This window comes from Mycobacteroides chelonae CCUG 47445, from assembly GCF_001632805.1.
GTDB lineage: Bacteria > Actinomycetota > Actinomycetes > Mycobacteriales > Mycobacteriaceae > Mycobacterium > Mycobacterium chelonae.
Genome location: NZ_CP007220.1, coordinates 39,818 through 55,449 on the forward strand (window position 1 = coordinate 39,818; position 15,632 = coordinate 55,449).

A 15,632-nucleotide genomic window follows, 5' to 3' on the forward strand; every position below is an offset into this window, starting at 1 on the left:
GTTGTCGTTCCTCTCGCTGGTCCATCGCGCCTCGGCGAGGGTGTCCGGAAGACCGGACATATTCGGCAGGGCAACGATACTTGGCCGGGTTACCCGCCGGGGCTCGATACGTGCAGCCTGTGTCGAACGCGGCGTTGCGGGTGCGGTTCTCCTGTTCCCTACTGGACCCGAACGATGATCTCGGAGTGGCCCAGCCGGATGATGTCGCCGTCGGCCAACTGCCATTCGGTGACCGGCGCGTTGTTGACGGTGGTGCCGTTGGTCGAATTCAGGTCCGACAGCAGCGCGGCATGCCCGTCGAAGCGCACCTCGAGGTGGCGGCGCGAGACGCCGGTATCGGGCAGACGGAACTGCGCGTCCTGACCGCGGCCGATCACATTGGTGCCCTCACGCAACTGGTACGTGCGTCCGCTGCCGTCGTCCAGCTGCAGGGTGACGGTGGTGCGACCGGCACCGGCGCCGCCTCCAGTGGGAGCGCCGTAGTCGGGGCTGCTCTGGTAGCCGCCGTGCTCGTAGTCGCCGTACTCGGGCTCGCCGTAACCGCCCTGAGGTGATCCGTAGCCGCCCTGCTGCGGCGGGGCGCCGTAGCCACCCTGCTGCGGGTAGGCCGGGGGACGACCGTAGTCCTGGCCCGGAGGCGGACCCTGCGGTGCGCCATAGCCACCGCCCTGTTCGTACTCGCCGTAGTTGGGACGAGGAGGCTCGCCGTACCCACCCTGTTGCGGCGGGGCGCCGTAGCCGCCCTGCTGCGGAGGTGCCGGGGGACGGCCGTATTCCTGACCGCCGCCATAGCCGCCCTGCTCATAGCCACCGCGGCCGCCTTGGTCGTAGCCACCCTGCTGTGGCGGGCGCTGTTGGTAGCCGCCCTGCTCATAGCCGGCCGGTGGGCGACCGTAATCCTGCCCGTACTGCTGGCCCTGCCCATATCCGCCCTGGCGCGGGGGGTATCCCTGGTCACCCTGCGGAGGCTGCTGACCACGTGGATCCTGTTCGGGACGTCCGTAGCGGTCGTCCTCTCGGCCGTACTCTTCGCCGGGGCGTCCCTGCTGGGGACCTGGGTTGTCAGTCATGGATGCTCCTGGTTGTGGATCCGGGGTCGAAGGGGCAGTCGTCACGGCGCCGTGCGTACGGTCCCGCTTGGTGTCGGGATTGACCACACCGCGCGTGCGAAACTGGCCGGTGTGCAAGTTCGGTGATTGTTCGAATCGGACAACAACTTCACCATACGTTTGCCACCCCTGATCGCGAACATATTCGCGCAGGTGTTCGGCGAACGTGTCTGCGTTGAGATCGCGGTCGTCGGCCGCCTTCTCGTGATCTCCGGTGCTGAGGAGAACAAAGAACTCGTTGGGAGCCAGCAGCCGTCCCTGGCCCGCGGATCGGACGCCGTCGGCGGCCTCGCGACGCAGTGAGGCCTGCACTTCCTGAGGGACGATGCTGCCGCCGAATACGCGGGCGAAGGCATCGCCGACCACGTCTTCTAGCTTGCGCTCGAAGCGTTGGACAATTCCCATGCCTCCTCCTTTCGGCGATCGCGTGACAGTTCTGAGCGCATGACACAGCGCTCCGCCACGAGCGGATCTCGAGTAGATCGTATCGGTTTGATGATCGTCGGCACCCACTCCTCTATTACGAGACGACATCGTCTTGGCACCAAGAGGCCTTCTATGCTCGCCGTTTGAGAGGATTGGCGTGCGTGCGCGGGCTCTGGCGGGCTGTTCGCGGTTCAAAGATGAGGCCACGAGCGTGATAGGCTCTCGCGGTCGTTGGGGCGAGTGGCGGAATGGCAGACGCGCTGGCTTCAGGTGCCAGTGTCCTTCGGGACGTGGGGGTTCAAGTCCCCCTTCGCCCACAAGTGAGTGGGCTAAGAAGCCCAACGACAGAAGGCCGGAGACCCGAGGGTTTCCGGCTTTCTTGTTTGTTGTTGTTTGTTGGTACAGACGTCAGGTTCGGATATCCGCCGCATAGGGCGGTCGGCGTGGGTGCGGCACGACGGCGCCGGAGTATTTGCTGCAACGCTTCCGGTGTATGCCGTCATTCGAGGCTGCTGCTGTAAGTTCACTCGTAGTGTGTTTCCTATGATTCGGGCCTAAGGGGGAAAAGATGCCCGATTCGTCCGTAGGCGACGAAGAATCTGAACACCGTGAGCCGCCACCGGTTCGCGGCGCCGTGCGCTGGCAGGAGCCGGGTATCACCCTGCCGCGGCCGCCCACCGTCGCTGAGTCACGGGCCCGCGACAAGGCGCGCCGGACACGCGAAGCCCAGCGCAGGCTGGCCGAGGTTCAGGCTCAGAAGGCCGAGGAACGGCGCCGGACCCGTAACCACGTTCTGATGGGTTCGATGGTGGTCGCCGGTATCGCGGCGGTGGTGGCCGTGGGTTACGCGGTGATCGACCGTGATGACGACATCGAGGCGACGTGCGTGCAGGACGGGTCGAATGTCGTGGCCCCCGAGGAGTACTGCGAGCGGGGCACCGCGTCGTCCTCGGGCGGCGTGTTCATCTACGCGGGCTCGCCCTATCGCTACTACTACGGCGGACACAACCGAGGTATCGGCACCATCGCGACCGGCGGCAGCGTGGAGCTGCCCAGGGGCACGAGGGCCAAGACCAGTTCGGGCACCACCCTCACCAAGTCCGACAACTCGGGGAGCATTTCCCGGTCTCCGTCGGTCTCGCGGGGTGGCTTCGGGTCGAGCAGCTCGGGAAGTTCGGGAAGCTGATGCGCCGTGAGCACGCGCCGCCCCGCATAGGTTGGGAAGAAATCGTTGCCTCCCAAGGAATGTGCTACGGCACACCGGCGCGGATGGCAGACGGCAGTGACCGGCCCTACTGGGACGAGTCGGTGCACTACGTCTTCGATATGGACGAGGTGCTCTCCCTCGAGGCGACCGTGGAGGTACTGCATTCCATGTGCCTGGACGCCGTTGAACACGTTGTCCTCACCGGGCGCTACCAAGACTTCGGGCTGCCGGAATGGACATGGGAGCACATCGAAAAATCCTGGCGCAGAAGAGATCCGCACCTCTACGGGCGCTTCGATCTCCGTTATGACGGCCGCCGGCCGCCGGTTCTCTTGGAATACAACGCCGATACCCCCACCTCACTGCTGGAGGCCTCGATCCTGCAGTGGCACTGGAAGACGGATGTGTTCCCCGACGACGACCAATGGAACTCCCTGCATGAACAGCTCGTCGCGCGCTGGAAGCAGATCGGCAAGCAACTAGCCGGTGCAGAAACACATTTCACGTGGTCATCGGCGGACCAGAGCGGTGAAGACAACGTCACCCTGGCCTATCTTCAGGAATGCGCGGCAGAGGCCGGTATCAACACGGTGGGCCTGCCGATCGAGGACATCGGCTGGGATCACGATCTGAACCGTCTCGTGGATCTGGAAGAGGCGCCGATCGAATCGATCTTCAAGCTGTATCCGTGGGAGTGGATCGTCGACGACGAGTTCGGCCGCCATGCCCTGGACCTGCTGCCCGAGACCCTATGGATTGAGCCCCTGTGGAAAGCGCTGTTGAGCAACAAGGCGATTTTGGCGGTGCTCTGGGAGATGTACCCCGGCCACCCCAATCTGCTTCCGGCCTACGTCGACAGCCCTCACGAACTGACCGAGTACGTCCGCAAGCCGAAACTGGGCCGAGAAGGCGCCAACATCACGGTGGTGGGAGCGGGCTATGAGACGGCCACCGGAGGTGTCTACGGTGAGGAAGGCTACGTCTACCAGCTGCTGGACCCGTTACCGGAGTTCGGCGGCATGAGGCCGGCCCTGGGTGCCTGGATTATCGGCGACGAATCGGCAGGGTTGGGTATCCGGGAGACCGCAGGCCTGATCACCGACGACGGCGCCGCCTTCGTTCCACACCGGATATCACCTCAGTAGCGACACCCGAACACGAGAGATGGGGAAGGCAACCATGAGCGCAGCAGGGTACTGGTCGATAGTCGCTCACGGAGCGGCCGCGATCTGGCTATACGCGGCTGTCGGTTTCGTGTTGATGGTCGTCGGGTTCTTTGTGCTGGGCTGGACCACTCCCGGCCCGCTGCGTCAGATGGTCCGCGCGGGATTGCCTAACGCTGTCGTGATTACCGCGGCGGGGCTTCTCTCGCAGGCGTTCGTGATCGTGCTGGCGATCTACACCGCCTCGGGAAACATCACCGAGGGCCTGGTGCGCGCGTTGGTATTCGGGCTTATCGGTATTGCGGCCCAGACGATCTGCATCAGGCTGATCGAGTGGGTGGTGGGCCTTGACGTAGGAGATCTGCTGGCACACAGGAGGTTCGCGCCCGCGACGCTCGTCGTTGCCGCGGCCTATGTCGCCGTGGGCCTGATCATCGCCGCCGCGATTCTGTAGTCGATATCTGTGTGGGCTACCTAATGCCCGGTGTCCACCCACTCCATGTAGGCAGACCCGCCTACCGGATTGCCTTGGTATTCGCCGGTATAGCTGTAGGCGCCCGCGTAGCCGCGGCCATGGCCGTAGCGCAGAGGTGAGTCGACGAGCCCGTCGACGGTGAGCACGTGGTCGTCGCGGACTGTCCAGTTCAGGCGGCACGGAAGACGCATGGAGCGCCCCTGCTCGTCGATCATTGGTTTCTCTACGAACGTGCACGGACACTCCGCTACCGTCGTACGCGTGCAACCCGTCCGGACCGGCAGCAAGGGAATGCCCCGGCAGGAGCGGGAGCAATGGATCTTGACTGCCGCCGCGGACGAGTTCGGAGAATCGACCTTCGTGGCGTCGAGCATGAATGGGATCGCCGCCCGTGCCGGGGTATCGAAGGCCCTCGTGCTGGCCTATTTCGGGTCTAAAGAGGATCTCTACGTCGCGTGCGTCGAACGGGCCGGGGAGCGGCTGGTCGCGGCGATCGGCGGCGCACTGTCCGGATCGTCTGCGCGTCAAGAGGTCGCCGAATCGGTATTGACGGCGATCTTCACCACCTTGGAAGGCCGGCGCAGCGATTGGCCGGTTCTCTACGACAGAACGGTGCCCAGCGGACGGGCCCGCGATGCCGCGAGGCGCCAGCGGACCGTGCTGCGTGAACAGGCCGCGGCGGCGGTGACGGAGGCGCTCGGCGCCTCGGGCCTGAGCGACGAGGATGACTTGTCGGCCGCGACGCTGGTCTGGGAGAACATGGTCTCAGCGTTGGTGCAGTGGTGGTGGCACCACCCCGAGCGGTCGGCCGATGAGATGGCGGCGCGTGCACGCAGAGTTCTCTCGGCGCTGTCAGACCGTCCGGTTGAGTGATCCCGACTCCGGAGACGCCGCAGGCGGCACCGTTGCTAGTGACTTGTGCCACAGTGGCGCAAGAGCGCACAGGCCCGAACGGTTAGCGCACTAAAGAGATTTTTCTAGACCGAGGGCGTGATAAGCGCAGTTCACACCCGAGCGCGGGGAGTCGATCGGGCTGAATATCGATTCCAGCAACCTACAAGTTTCTAATTGAAACAGCTCAGTACTGGTGAATCAACATTGAGCGAACTGTCGACAACAGTGTTAGGCGATGCTAATTTCCCCTTATGCGGTCATCGATTCGCAGGGTTGGTCGATCACCAATGATCTTTACAGCTACTTCAAATTGCCTGCAGGTGAGGACGTTTCCCGGGCCAGTGCGCGCAGATGCGCCCAGCCCGCGTCTTCGCTCGTCAGTGAGCATGCTGCTCAGGGAAGGGAGTACCCACGATGAATCTGAATGTCATTCCGGAAGGTCTGCTTGCCACTAGTGCTGCGGTGGAGGCGCTGACCGCGCGTCTGGCTGCCGCACATGCTGCCGCCGCCCCGGTGATCGGTGCGGTGGTGCCGCCGGCGGCCGATCCGGTGTCGTTGGAGACCGCGGCCGGTTTTAGTGCCCGCGGTGTGGAACACACCGGTGTGGCCGCGCTGGCTGTTGAGGAGCTGGGCCGGGCCGGGCTGGGTGTTTCGGAGTCCGCGGCCAGCTACACCACCGGGGATATGCAGGCCGCGATGACGTACATGATCGCGCGGGGGTAGTTCATTGTCTGCCCCCATCTGGATGGCTGCACCTCCCGAGGTCCACTCCGCTCTGTTGTCCAGCGGTCCCGGTCCCGGTGCCTTGCTGGCTGCGGCCGCGCAATGGCAGGCGCTGTCCGCGCAGTATGCCACTGCCGCAACGGAGTTGACACAGCTGCTCGCTGCCACCAACGCCGGGCCCTGGCAGGGGCCCAGCGCCACCCAGTATGTGGCCAGTCATGCACCGTATCTGGCCTGGCTGACCCAGCAGAGCACGCTGAGCGCCTCCAATGCGGTGTTGCAGGAGACGGCCGCCGCCGCCTACATGACGGCGCTGGCCGCGATGCCGACGCTGGCCGAGCTGGCGGCCAACCACATGATTCACGGAGTGCTGCTGGCCACCAATTTCCTGGGTATCAACACCATTCCGATCGCTCTCAATGAGGCCGACTACATCCGGATGTGGGTCCAAGCCGCCACCACCATGGGCGTCTACCAAGGGGTCTCGTCCACCGCGCTGGCTGCTACGGCTCCGACAGAGCCCACGCCGATGATCATGGCTCCCGGTGGGGAAATGTCGCGAATGTCCGCCGATATGACCTCGATGGCGGCACAACCGCAAGCCCTCGAATCCGGTACCGCGCTGGATAACAGCAACAACATGATCGACCAGCTCATGCGGTTCATGACAAACCCGCTCGGCACGCTCCAGGACATGATCGAAGACTTCATGAAGAACCCGATCGCTGCGTTCTTCGCGTGGTTCCCACTGCTGTTCTTCATCGCGTACGAGGCGTTCTTCATCCCCTTCGGTTTCACCTTCTGGGGCATTGTGCTTTCGGCGCCGGCTTGGCTGCCGATTGTGCTCGGGCTCGCGCTTTCGGCCCTGGTTCCACCGGCCGGTATTGAAGAGCCCGGACATGAGGATGAGCCCGGCCGCGAGCCGGCACGGATCGAGCGCCGCAACCCCCAGCAGGATCTACAGCTGGCGCAGGTGCCGTCGGGGCAGTCGATGCCAGGCGGTTCATCCTCCGCCCCAACGACTTCCAGTGCGCCCGCGTCCACATCACCGGCCCCGGCGGCCGCCACTCCTGCCTACATGGTGTATGCGGTGCAGGAGGATCCACCGGCGGCGCGCTTTGGGCCGACGTTGAATGAAGGTGCGGGTGCCAAGGCGCCGGCGGCGGGGATCTCTGCGGCGGCCGCAGCGGCCGCGTCGGCGCGTTCACGCGCCCGCCGCAAGCGCGCGGCCCGGATCAAAGATCCGGCCCCACAGTTCATGGACATGAATTCCACAGTGGACCCGGACTTTTCGGAACCGGCAGCGCGCCAGCCCGCGGGCGTGGGGGCATCTTCCCGCGGCACGGGCCAGCTCGGCTTCTCCGGGACGGTGTCCAGGAGTACAGCGAGCACCAGCGCGGCCGGCCTGATCGAACGCGAGATCGCCTCAGAGAGCATGGACGGCACGCGCACGATGCCCATGCTCCCCACCACGTGGGGAGCCGAACCTGACGGACCCTCCGAAGGGGGGTCCAGCAGCTGACCGGCCGCTCCACTTCGATGACCATGTGAATCACATGCAACACAACACAATTCAGGAGGAACAATGAGTTTGCTTGATGCGCACATTCCGGCCCTGGTGGCTGCGGAGGGCACGTTTGGTGCTAAGACCGCGTTGATGCGTTCGACGATTTCGCAGGCGGAGTCGGCCGCGATGTCGGCCCAGGCGTTCCATGTCGGAGAGTCCTCGGTGGCGTTCCAGGCCGCACATGCCCGGTTCGTGGAGGTCGCCGCCAAGGTCAACGCTCTGCTCGATATCGCGCAGATCAACCTGGGTGATGCCGCCGCGACCTATGTGGCCGAGGATGCCGCCGCCGCCAGCCGTTACGTCGGTGTTTAAGACCGGACTTTTGAGGAGATAGAAATGTCGCAGATTACTTTCAACTACCCCGCGATGCTGGCCCACGCCGGCGAGATGAACACCTACTCCGGTGTGCTGACCGCCCTGGGTGCCGACCTGGCCGCCCAGCAGGCTTCCCTGCAGGCAGCCTGGCACGGTGATACCTCGATGAGCCAGGCCGCTTGGCAGGCCCAGTGGAACACCGCGATGGAAGAACTCATCCGCGCCTACCGCGCCATGGGTTCCACCCACGAAACCAACACCTTATCGATGAACGCCCGCGACATGGCCGAAGGAGCCAAATGGGGCGCATAAACGCCGACTAGCGATTCGATGCAGAAGGGCCAGAGACTCCAAAGGGTCTCTGGCCCTTCTGCATTAGGTCATCACCGAGCCCGGTCGTGTTCTTCGCCGTTGATTGCCAAAGTCGGGGTATTGCTTCCGGCGCAGGAAAGTGTACCGTCCCCAGTATATACCGAACAGTATATACCCGGTACTATTAGTTACGATAATGTGGCGAATGGCCGCCACGGGACGGGGAAGTGGACAAATGAGTGTCGAAGTAACCAACGAACGAGGCCAGGCCCGCAGGCGCGCGGACGTTGACCCGCAGTTAGCGGCAGAACGCCGACTGAAAGCCTCGGCTGAGAAGAGTTACGACCCCGAGATCGACATCGATTGGGATGCACCGATTGACCCTGACCGGCCGTGGGTGAGCGAGCAACGGGTCAGCCTGGATGGTACGGGGCTATGGGAGAAGCTGACTCGGGAGCAACAGATCGAATTCGGCAGACAACAGTTTGGCTCGATCCTCATCCTCGGTATCTGGTTCGAGACGGCGTTGGCGGTGTTTCTCTATCGCGATCTCATGGTAAGTCCGGTGACCGATAGCCGGAGCAGATATCTGCTCACTGAAATTGGTGAAGAAACAAGACATTCCGCCATGTTCGCCCGTCTGGTCGAGAAGATGGGCGAACACTCATCCGCCGTGGAATTCCGGTTGCCGCGGTTCGCACGCGCGGCGGTTCCATTCTTCAGTTCCCTGGTGCCGGTGGGCCCTGCGATGTACACCGCGGTCTTGATGGCGGAGGAGATCTTGGATCGCCTCCAGCGGGAAGGAATGAACGACTCCACTCTGCAACCGCATGTGCGTACCGCGATGCGCATACACGTGATCGAGGAAGCACGTCATGTCGCCTTCGCAAAGGAGGAGATTGTGCGCGGCTACCGACAAGGGGGTCCTCTTGACCGTTTCCTGGCGCGGATGGCGGCGGCCGGAGCGGCGTTGGCCTTTCCGGCGCTGGCGCTGAGTAATCCGCGGAGCTACCGGGCGGTTGGAATCAATCCGGTCCAGGGCGTGCTGGCAGGCTTCTTCGGTCGGCGGTACCGCGAAAACGCGCAGTTTCTATACGGACCAATTTCGAGGTTCTTCTACGACGTCGGGATCATCAAAGGCTTTCCCGCCGTCCTACTTTGGCGGCTGTCTCGCGCCCTACCGGACGACGTGTCAGCCGCGATCAAGCGCGACCGTCGGTTACGGCGCAGGCCAGCGCCGCTATCGCTGGTACGCCCGGCATCCATCGCTGAGGAACGATGAGCCGGGCGCGTACACCCGATTGGGTACTGGGAGCGGGAGCCTGGGCGATGGAGACCGCCCACAAGCTGCTTCTGGCGGTAACGGGTGGACGCCTAGGGCAACGATTCGGGCGAAATCAGACCGTCGAGCTACACATCGCCGGACGTAGAACGGGCCGCCGCATCTCGACGCTGTTGACGTCACCTGTCTACGCGCCCGAGCGCATGGTGCTGGTGGCCTCAAAGGGCGGATCGTCGGATCACCCCGACTGGTACAAGAACCTGACGGCCAACCCGATTCTCGATATCACGGCGGAGGGGGTCACCCGAACGTATCAAGCACACACCGCCTCCGCGGAGGAGAAGGCGGAGCTGTGGCCGGGGATCATCAGGTCGTTTCCCGGCTACGAGGGATACCAGCGAAACACCGACAGAGTCATCCCGGTGGTGATCTGCGAGGTCGTGCCCGTCGGACTCTAAGACGAAACCCTACCGGGCAGCGTTGATGGCCTTGATGATTCGTTGTTCGCTGACCGCACGCGCGGTGCCGAGCTGCTGGGCCCACAGGCTCACACGCAGTTCCTCGATGAACCACGCGATATCCCTGATATCGGGATCATCGGAGCGCCCGGCGGGTAGATCACGCAGCAGGTCGTCATAGACGTCCTCGACCGCGTGCACGCGTTGCATGCGTTCGCGGTCCGCCTCCACCCCTTGGGGTAGACGTTCTAGTCGCTTAACGATCGCGGTGACGTAACGCGCAAGGTCGGCCAGCTTCGCAGCGCCGGTGGCCGCGACGAATCCCGCCTCCAGCAGTCTGGCGAGCTGATCGCGCATATCGGCAATCGCATCGGCCTGCACCGCAGGCACTGTGGTGGGCAGCGCCACGTGTACCTCGCTCCAGGCCGTCACAACTTTCTCGGCACGGCGCACGATATCGAGCGTGGTGGCTGCCAGGCTCTGTGCCGCATGGTCGCGGAGCGCCGCGAACTCGGCCCGGGTCCATACGGGTGTGGGGGCCAGCAGATCGACGGCCGCGTCGGCGCAGTCATCGAGCAACGCGGCCAAGGAACCGTCTGGGTTGGATGAGAGTACGAGCCTGGATCGCGGGTCCAGACCGCGCTCAACGGCTTTCATCGGTGACGGAATCGACAGCCGCAGCAGGCGACGGGTGCCTGCCGCCATGGAAGCCCGTTGCTCGGCAGCGGTGGCGAACACGTGAATGTCCACGGCGCTACCCGTATCCACCAGTGCCGGATACCCGCGTATGGTGTGTGCGCCGCTGACTTGTTCTATGGTGCAGGGTAATTCGGGTAGATCCTCCGGCCAGCCGCGTAGATCCTGGCGCTCCCAATCTCCCGCGACCACCGCCGCTACGGCCTGGCGGGTGGAACCCGCAAGCTGCTGCTGCAGTGCATCGAGGTTCTTGTCACGAGCCACCTCGGAGCCGTCGGCGGACTCGACCACGAAGGTCACCCGCAGGTGCGGGGGCACCTTGTCCAGGTCGAACGCGTCGGTGGGTACACGGATGCCGGTGCGCCGGTGCAGCTCCCGCCCCAACGCGTACACCAGCGGTTCTGGTCCGGGCTCAATGTTCTCGAGCACCGCGCGGGCGGTGTCGGGCGCGGGAACAAAGTTGCGGCGCAGATCTTTCGGTAACGAACGGATGAGCGCGGTGACCAGCTCTTCGCGTAGAGCAGGTACATGCCAGGCGAATTCGTCACCGCCCAGGCGAGCAAGAACCTCGACTGGAATATGCACGGATACGCCGTCATCAGCCGCGCCGGGTTCGAATCGATAACTGACCGGCAACGCCACATCACCGGATCTCCAGGTGTCGGGCATATCGTCGGTCGCGTGCTCGGAACGCAGTAGGTCGTCACGAGTGAACGTCAGAAGAGTAGGCGTCTTGTGCCGCTGCTTGCGCCACCAGGCATCAAAATGCCTGGCGGACACGGCATCCTCCGGTATGCGCGCTGCGTACAGGATGAAGATCTCGTCATCGCCTACCAGCAGATCGCGCCGGCGCGCCTTGTCCTCGAGCTCGGACAGTTCCCGCAGCAGTCGCGCGTTGTCCCGCAGGAAGTGGTGCTTGCTCTGCCAGTCACCCTCCACCAGGGCGTGCCGGATGAACATCTCGCGAGCCAGCTCTGGGTCCACCTGCGCGTAACCCACCCGGCGGCGAGGTATCAATGGCAGCCCGTACAGAGTCACGCGCTCGAAGGCCATCACAGATCCGCGCTCGGCGTCCCAGTGCGGCTCGCTATAGGTGCGCTGTACCAGGTCCCCGGCGATCCGCTCTACCGACTGCGGTTCGACGCGGGCCGCAATCCGGCCGAACAGCCGACTGGTCTCGACCAGATCGGCGACGACCACCCACCGGGGTGGCTTTTTGGTCAGTACTGAGCCAGGGGCGAGTACGAATTTGGTGTTGCGTGCGCCGGAATAGTCGCGAGAGTCGCCTTCGCGCAGACCGATATGAGACAGCAGGCCTGCGATCAGGGCTGCGTGGACCAGTCCCGGATCGGCGGGCTCACCCGACTCGCGGATGCCGAGGTCGCGCGCGATGCTGCGCAGCTGCCCCACCAAGTCCTGCCATTCCCGGATACGCAGGTAATGCAGGAACTCCTCGCGGCACATGCGCCGGAAAGCGCTGCCCGAGAGTTGGCTTCGTTGATCTTGGATGTATCGCCAGAGATTGAGGTAGGCACTGAAGTCGGAGTGGTCGTCGGCGAAGCGCGCGTGCTTTTGGCGAGCTGCCTCTTCGCGGTCGGCCGGACGTTCCCGCGGATCGGGAATCGACAGTGCGGCCGCGAGTACCAAGATTTCCCCGACGCAGCCCTCGGCATCGGCCTGCAAGATCATCCGGCCGATTCGCGGGTCGAGGGGTAGTCGTGCCAGCCGTCGCCCCAGCTCGGTGATCGCACCGCCGGTATCGAATGCACCCAATTCCTGCAGCAGCTGCACACCATCGCGGATGCTGCGTTTGTCGGGCGGATCCAGAAACGGGAAGTTCTCGATATCGCCGAGCTGCAGCGCCGCCATCTGCAGGATGACGGCAGCAAGGTTGGTGCGCAGGATCTCCGGATCGGTGTAGCGGGGCCGGGCCTCGAAGTCTTGTTCGGAGTACAGCCGGATGCAGATACCGGGTGCCGTTCGTCCGGACCGTCCGGACCGCTGTGCGGCTGACGCCTGGGAGATGGGTTCGATGGGCAGGCGCTGCACCTTGGTGCGTCGGCTGTAGCGGGAGATGCGCGCGGTGCCGGGGTCGATGACGTATCGGATGCCCGGAACGGTCAGGGAGGTTTCGGCGACGTTGGTCGCCAGCACCACACGCCGGCCGGTGTGAGGCGCAAAGACCTTGTGTTGCTCTGCTGTTGGTAGACGTGCGTAGAGCGGAAGAACCTCAGTGTTGCGGAAGCTGCCGCGCAGCGTCTCGGCGCAATCGCGGATCTCGCGCTCACCGGACAGAAACACCAGTACATCGCCGGAGGGTTCGGCCTCCAGCTCGCGGACCGCGTCGGCGATGGCCTCGGTCTGGTCGCGGATCTCGGTACGGACGATTTCATGGTCGGGGTCGTCCGGATCATCTGACGAATCGCCGGAAGCAGGGACCTCCAGCGGCCGGTAGCGGATCTCGACCGGGTACGTCCGCCCGGACACCTCGACGATGGGTGCGCCTCCGAAATGCGCCGCAAAGCGTTGCGGCTCAATGGTGGCCGAGGTGACGATGACCTTCAGGTCGGGCCGCTGCGGCAGCAGCTCGCGCAGATAGCCCAGGAGGAAGTCGATATTGAGGCTGCGTTCGTGCGCCTCGTCCAGGATGAGGGTGTCGTAGCGCAGTAGTCGTCGGTCGCGCTGGATCTCCGCGAGCAGAATGCCGTCAGTCATCAGCTTGACCAGGGTGCGGTCGCTGGCTTGGTCGGTGAATCTGACGGTGTAGCCCACGGTTTCGCCGAGGGGGGTGCCCAGTTCCTCGGCGATACGTTCGGCGACGGTGCGTGCCGCGAGTCGGCGTGGCTGGGTGTGGCCGATGGTGCCACGGATTCCACGGCCCAGCTCCAGACAGATCTTGGGAAGCTGTGTGGTTTTCCCCGAGCCGGTGGCGCCGGCGACGACGACCACTTGATGCGCGGAAATCGCGCGGGCGAGTTCGTCCCGGTGCGCGCTGACGGGTAGGTCCGGGTACGTGATCGTCGGGACGGCCGCGGTCCGGGTGGCCACCAGTGCCTCGGCGGTGGAGATCTGTTCGAGGAGCTTCTCGGCATCGGCCGGGTTGCGCAGGTTCTTGAGGCGGCGGCCGAGCCGGGACGCATCGCGAAGGGTCACGCCGTCGAGGCGCGCGCGCAACGCGGAACGGGACTCCCCCGACAATTCGGACACTCCGGAAAGGATAGGCGCCCCCGGCGCTATGCCGTTAGACGCTCCAGGCGCTCGCCAGGCCAGCCGAGACCGAGGCTGCCGCGGTGACCAGGCCATGCCAGGTCTCGGGCTGCAGCTGATGGATATCCAACGGACCCGCCGTGGCGATATGCGGGTCATAAGGCACGGCGACGATGTGGTTCGGCGAGATCCAGCGGTGGAACCGGGCGACCATCGCCGCCACCAGGCGCTCGGAGTTCCTGCGATCTTCGCGATTGTCGTAGCCACGGACATGGTTGATCACCACCACCATGCGGGGGATCAGGTACTCGTAGCCCTCGGAGATGAGCCACTCGATCGCGCGGACCGCACCCTCGGCGCCGACCGGCGTGGCGGCCGCAACCAGCACCACACCGTTGGCAGATCGCAGCACGCCAGGCATCACCGGATGCCAGAAGTCCACGCCGGTATCGGTGAGCAGCAGGCTGTAAAGCCGCTGCAGCCGACTGTGCGCCTGGGTGTAGATCTCGGCATTGAGTTCCCCGCGCGGGCGCACCGAATGTGCGTTGGCGGCAAGCACATCCAGGCCGGTCACCGGATTCTGGCCAACGAAGAAGCGCAGATCGAAGTTGCGCTCGGGTTCGTCTTGAGCCAGCACATCGGCGAAGGTGGATGAGGCTGACGGGTCAATCCACGACGCCAGATTGGCCGACTGGCCCGGATCGGCGTCGGTGGCCAGCACCATGTCTTTGCGGCGCAGCTCTGAGAGCACCGAACCGAGAGCGGCGGTGATCATCGTCTTGCCGACGCCGCCGTTTCCGCCCAAGACCGCCAGGGAGTGGATGCCCCGCCAGGGGGTGCGCACCACGGCGGTCAGCTCACGAAGCTCGGCCTCTTCACGGGATTCGCCCGGATTGATAACGCCAAAACTCCCGCGGTACACCCACTTACGCCAACCAATCGACGCGGGCCGACGCGGCGAGGGCAGAATTTCTGAACGAAGCTGCGCTCCCAACGCGTCGCCGATGGCCGGAGGGAGATCGACATGCGGATCATGCGGAGGTACGGCGTCGACGATGGACAGCGGGCCACGAGGCGGCAATTGCAGTGGGCGGGGTTCGACATCGGGCTGGCGCTGTTGCAGCGAGGCGGCCTCGGCGCGTTGCCGTTTGGCGTGCGCGCCCAGCTTGATGGGGATGATGGGTCCGGTTCGGTCGAGGATCTCGTCCTCGGAGCCGTCCGCCGGGGAATCGTTGGGCGCACTCACGGCAATCTCCTCCTCCACCAGAAGCCGTTTGGCCCCAGCGCTCCGACAGTTTCGATCTGCATCGCGGGCAGCGTGAGACCCGTCGCATACGCAGTCTCTTATGGCCGTTGCGCGGTTGGCGAGGGCCGTTACCCACCCGTGTCTGAATCGGCATCAAATGGAACGAGGTTGGTATGTAGTCGGTACCGGCGCTAAATCAGCAGGTCACATCCACGTACATGGTCTTGGTGGTTGTGGTGTTGGTGAAGACGCCCGGACGCTTGTTGCTCGGCAGGCCGTAATCGGACCGCACGGTGGTCTGCCCGGGACGCACGCTGCTGGCGGTGCACTGGTTGAGGGCCTTGGATCCGGTCTTGCTGACGATCACGCTGTAGCCCTGTGCCTGAAGCTCGCTGACGGTCTGCTGTGCGTTGGAGCCGTCGGTCTGAGCGGATGCGGTGCCGAGGGCGAAGCCGAGTGGTGTCAGCGCGAGGGCAGCGGCGGCGGTTCCGGCGATGATGTACTTCTTCATGATTTCTCCTGTGCCAGTGGGTTTTTGAGTTGGATCACCGG

Annotated in this window: 15 protein-coding genes and 1 tRNA gene; 11 read left to right on the forward strand and 5 right to left on the reverse strand. The window is 64.5% G+C overall.

The window, feature by feature from the left end; translation table 11 throughout:
* Positions 1–158: 158 nt before the first annotated feature.
* Positions 159–1,514, reverse strand: coding sequence for an FhaA domain-containing protein (locus BB28_RS00210; RefSeq protein WP_046252010.1), 1,356 nt, complete (start codon positions 1,512–1,514; stop codon positions 159–161).
* A gap of 255 nt (positions 1,515–1,769) precedes the next feature.
* Here BB28_RS00210 and BB28_RS00215 point away from each other — a divergent pair.
* The 4 genes from BB28_RS00215 (at position 1,770) to BB28_RS00230 (ending at position 4,359) form a co-directional block, all read left to right on the forward strand.
* Positions 1,770–1,852, forward strand: a tRNA-Leu gene (locus tag BB28_RS00215).
* Between the two features lie 317 nt (positions 1,853–2,169).
* Positions 2,170–2,721 carry a hypothetical protein gene (locus tag BB28_RS00220; protein WP_081252327.1) on the forward strand — a complete coding sequence of 184 codons (552 nt, stop codon included), beginning with the start codon at positions 2,170–2,172 and terminating at the stop codon, positions 2,719–2,721.
* Positions 2,721–3,887: a glutathionylspermidine synthase family protein gene (locus tag BB28_RS00225; protein WP_046252013.1), complete on the forward strand. Its 1,167-nt coding sequence runs from the start codon at positions 2,721–2,723 to the stop codon at positions 3,885–3,887. The genes BB28_RS00220 and BB28_RS00225 overlap by 1 nt, the downstream gene beginning before the upstream one ends.
* A gap of 34 nt (positions 3,888–3,921) precedes the next feature.
* Complete coding sequence (locus BB28_RS00230) at positions 3,922–4,359, forward strand: DUF350 domain-containing protein (protein ID WP_046255402.1); 438 nt, start codon at positions 3,922–3,924, stop codon at positions 4,357–4,359.
* 20 nt (positions 4,360–4,379) lie between these two features.
* Here the strand turns inward: BB28_RS00230 and BB28_RS25675 are convergent, their stop codons facing one another.
* The gene (locus BB28_RS25675) at positions 4,380–4,754 is read right to left on the reverse strand and encodes a DUF6670 family protein (RefSeq protein WP_318278303.1); all 375 of its coding nucleotides are present in this window, start codon (positions 4,752–4,754) and stop codon (positions 4,380–4,382) included.
* Here BB28_RS25675 and BB28_RS00240 point away from each other — a divergent pair.
* From BB28_RS00240 to BB28_RS00270, 7 genes are all read left to right on the forward strand, one after another.
* Positions 4,672–5,253: a TetR/AcrR family transcriptional regulator gene (locus tag BB28_RS00240; protein ID WP_046255403.1), complete on the forward strand. Its 582-nt coding sequence runs from the start codon at positions 4,672–4,674 to the stop codon at positions 5,251–5,253. The two genes, BB28_RS25675 and BB28_RS00240, sit on opposite strands and share 83 nt — an antisense overlap.
* 435 nt (positions 5,254–5,688) lie before the next feature.
* Positions 5,689–5,997 carry a PE family protein gene (locus BB28_RS00245; protein WP_030098157.1) on the forward strand — a complete coding sequence of 103 codons (309 nt, stop codon included), beginning with the start codon at positions 5,689–5,691 and terminating at the stop codon, positions 5,995–5,997.
* Positions 5,998–6,001: 4 nt separating this feature from the next.
* On the forward strand, positions 6,002–7,519 hold the full coding sequence (locus BB28_RS00250) for a PPE family protein (protein WP_046252016.1): 1,518 nt from the start codon (positions 6,002–6,004) through the stop codon (positions 7,517–7,519).
* Between the two features lie 63 nt (positions 7,520–7,582).
* A complete protein-coding gene (locus tag BB28_RS00255; RefSeq protein ID WP_046252018.1) occupies positions 7,583–7,876 on the forward strand; it encodes a type VII secretion protein EsxS in 294 nt (97 codons plus the stop codon).
* 24 nt (positions 7,877–7,900) lie between these two features.
* On the forward strand, positions 7,901–8,191 hold the full coding sequence (locus tag BB28_RS00260; RefSeq protein ID WP_005062633.1) for a WXG100 family type VII secretion target: 291 nt from the start codon (positions 7,901–7,903) through the stop codon (positions 8,189–8,191).
* Between the two features lie 235 nt (positions 8,192–8,426).
* A complete protein-coding gene (locus BB28_RS00265; RefSeq protein ID WP_046252027.1) occupies positions 8,427–9,473 on the forward strand; it encodes an AurF N-oxygenase family protein in 1,047 nt (348 codons plus the stop codon).
* Entirely contained in the window at positions 9,470–9,931 is a 462-nt protein-coding gene (locus BB28_RS00270; protein ID WP_046252029.1) for a nitroreductase/quinone reductase family protein, read from the forward strand. Before BB28_RS00265 ends, BB28_RS00270 begins: the two co-directional genes overlap by 4 nt.
* Before the next feature lie 9 nt (positions 9,932–9,940).
* On the opposite strand, the gene hrpA is transcribed toward BB28_RS00270, so the two are convergent.
* The 3 genes from hrpA to BB28_RS00285 form a co-directional block, all read right to left on the reverse strand.
* On the reverse strand, positions 9,941–13,825 hold the full coding sequence (gene hrpA, locus BB28_RS00275; RefSeq protein ID WP_046255404.1) for an ATP-dependent RNA helicase HrpA: 3,885 nt from the start codon (positions 13,823–13,825) through the stop codon (positions 9,941–9,943).
* A gap of 43 nt (positions 13,826–13,868) precedes the next feature.
* Entirely contained in the window at positions 13,869–15,098 is a 1,230-nt protein-coding gene (locus BB28_RS00280) for a MinD/ParA family ATP-binding protein (protein WP_046252030.1), read from the reverse strand.
* Between the two features lie 178 nt (positions 15,099–15,276).
* Complete coding sequence (locus tag BB28_RS00285; protein WP_046252032.1) at positions 15,277–15,591, reverse strand: hypothetical protein; 315 nt, start codon at positions 15,589–15,591, stop codon at positions 15,277–15,279.
* Between the last annotated feature and the right edge of the window lie 41 nt (positions 15,592–15,632).

Bases quoted from the DNA above. Each gene is read 5' to 3' on its own strand.
- BB28_RS00245 (WP_030098157.1), top strand. From the start codon at position 5,689: ATGAATCTGAATGTCATTCCGGAAGGTCTGCTTGCCACTAGTGCTGCG.
- BB28_RS00265 (WP_046252027.1), top strand. From the start codon at position 8,427: ATGAGTGTCGAAGTAACCAACGAACGAGGCCAGGCCCGCAGGCGCGCG.
- BB28_RS00270 (WP_046252029.1), top strand. From the start codon at position 9,470: ATGAGCCGGGCGCGTACACCCGATTGGGTACTGGGAGCGGGAGCCTGG.
- BB28_RS00255 (WP_046252018.1), top strand. From the start codon at position 7,583: ATGAGTTTGCTTGATGCGCACATTCCGGCCCTGGTGGCTGCGGAGGGC.
- BB28_RS00225 (WP_046252013.1), top strand. From the start codon at position 2,721: ATGCGCCGTGAGCACGCGCCGCCCCGCATAGGTTGGGAAGAAATCGTT.
- BB28_RS25675 (WP_318278303.1), bottom strand. From the start codon at position 4,754: ATGCTCGACGCCACGAAGGTCGATTCTCCGAACTCGTCCGCGGCGGCA.
- BB28_RS00210 (WP_046252010.1), bottom strand. From the start codon at position 1,514: ATGGGAATTGTCCAACGCTTCGAGCGCAAGCTAGAAGACGTGGTCGGC.
- BB28_RS00260 (WP_005062633.1), top strand. From the start codon at position 7,901: ATGTCGCAGATTACTTTCAACTACCCCGCGATGCTGGCCCACGCCGGC.
- BB28_RS00230 (WP_046255402.1), top strand. From the start codon at position 3,922: ATGAGCGCAGCAGGGTACTGGTCGATAGTCGCTCACGGAGCGGCCGCG.
- BB28_RS00240 (WP_046255403.1), top strand. From the start codon at position 4,672: ATGCCCCGGCAGGAGCGGGAGCAATGGATCTTGACTGCCGCCGCGGAC.
- BB28_RS00285 (WP_046252032.1), bottom strand. From the start codon at position 15,591: ATGAAGAAGTACATCATCGCCGGAACCGCCGCCGCTGCCCTCGCGCTG.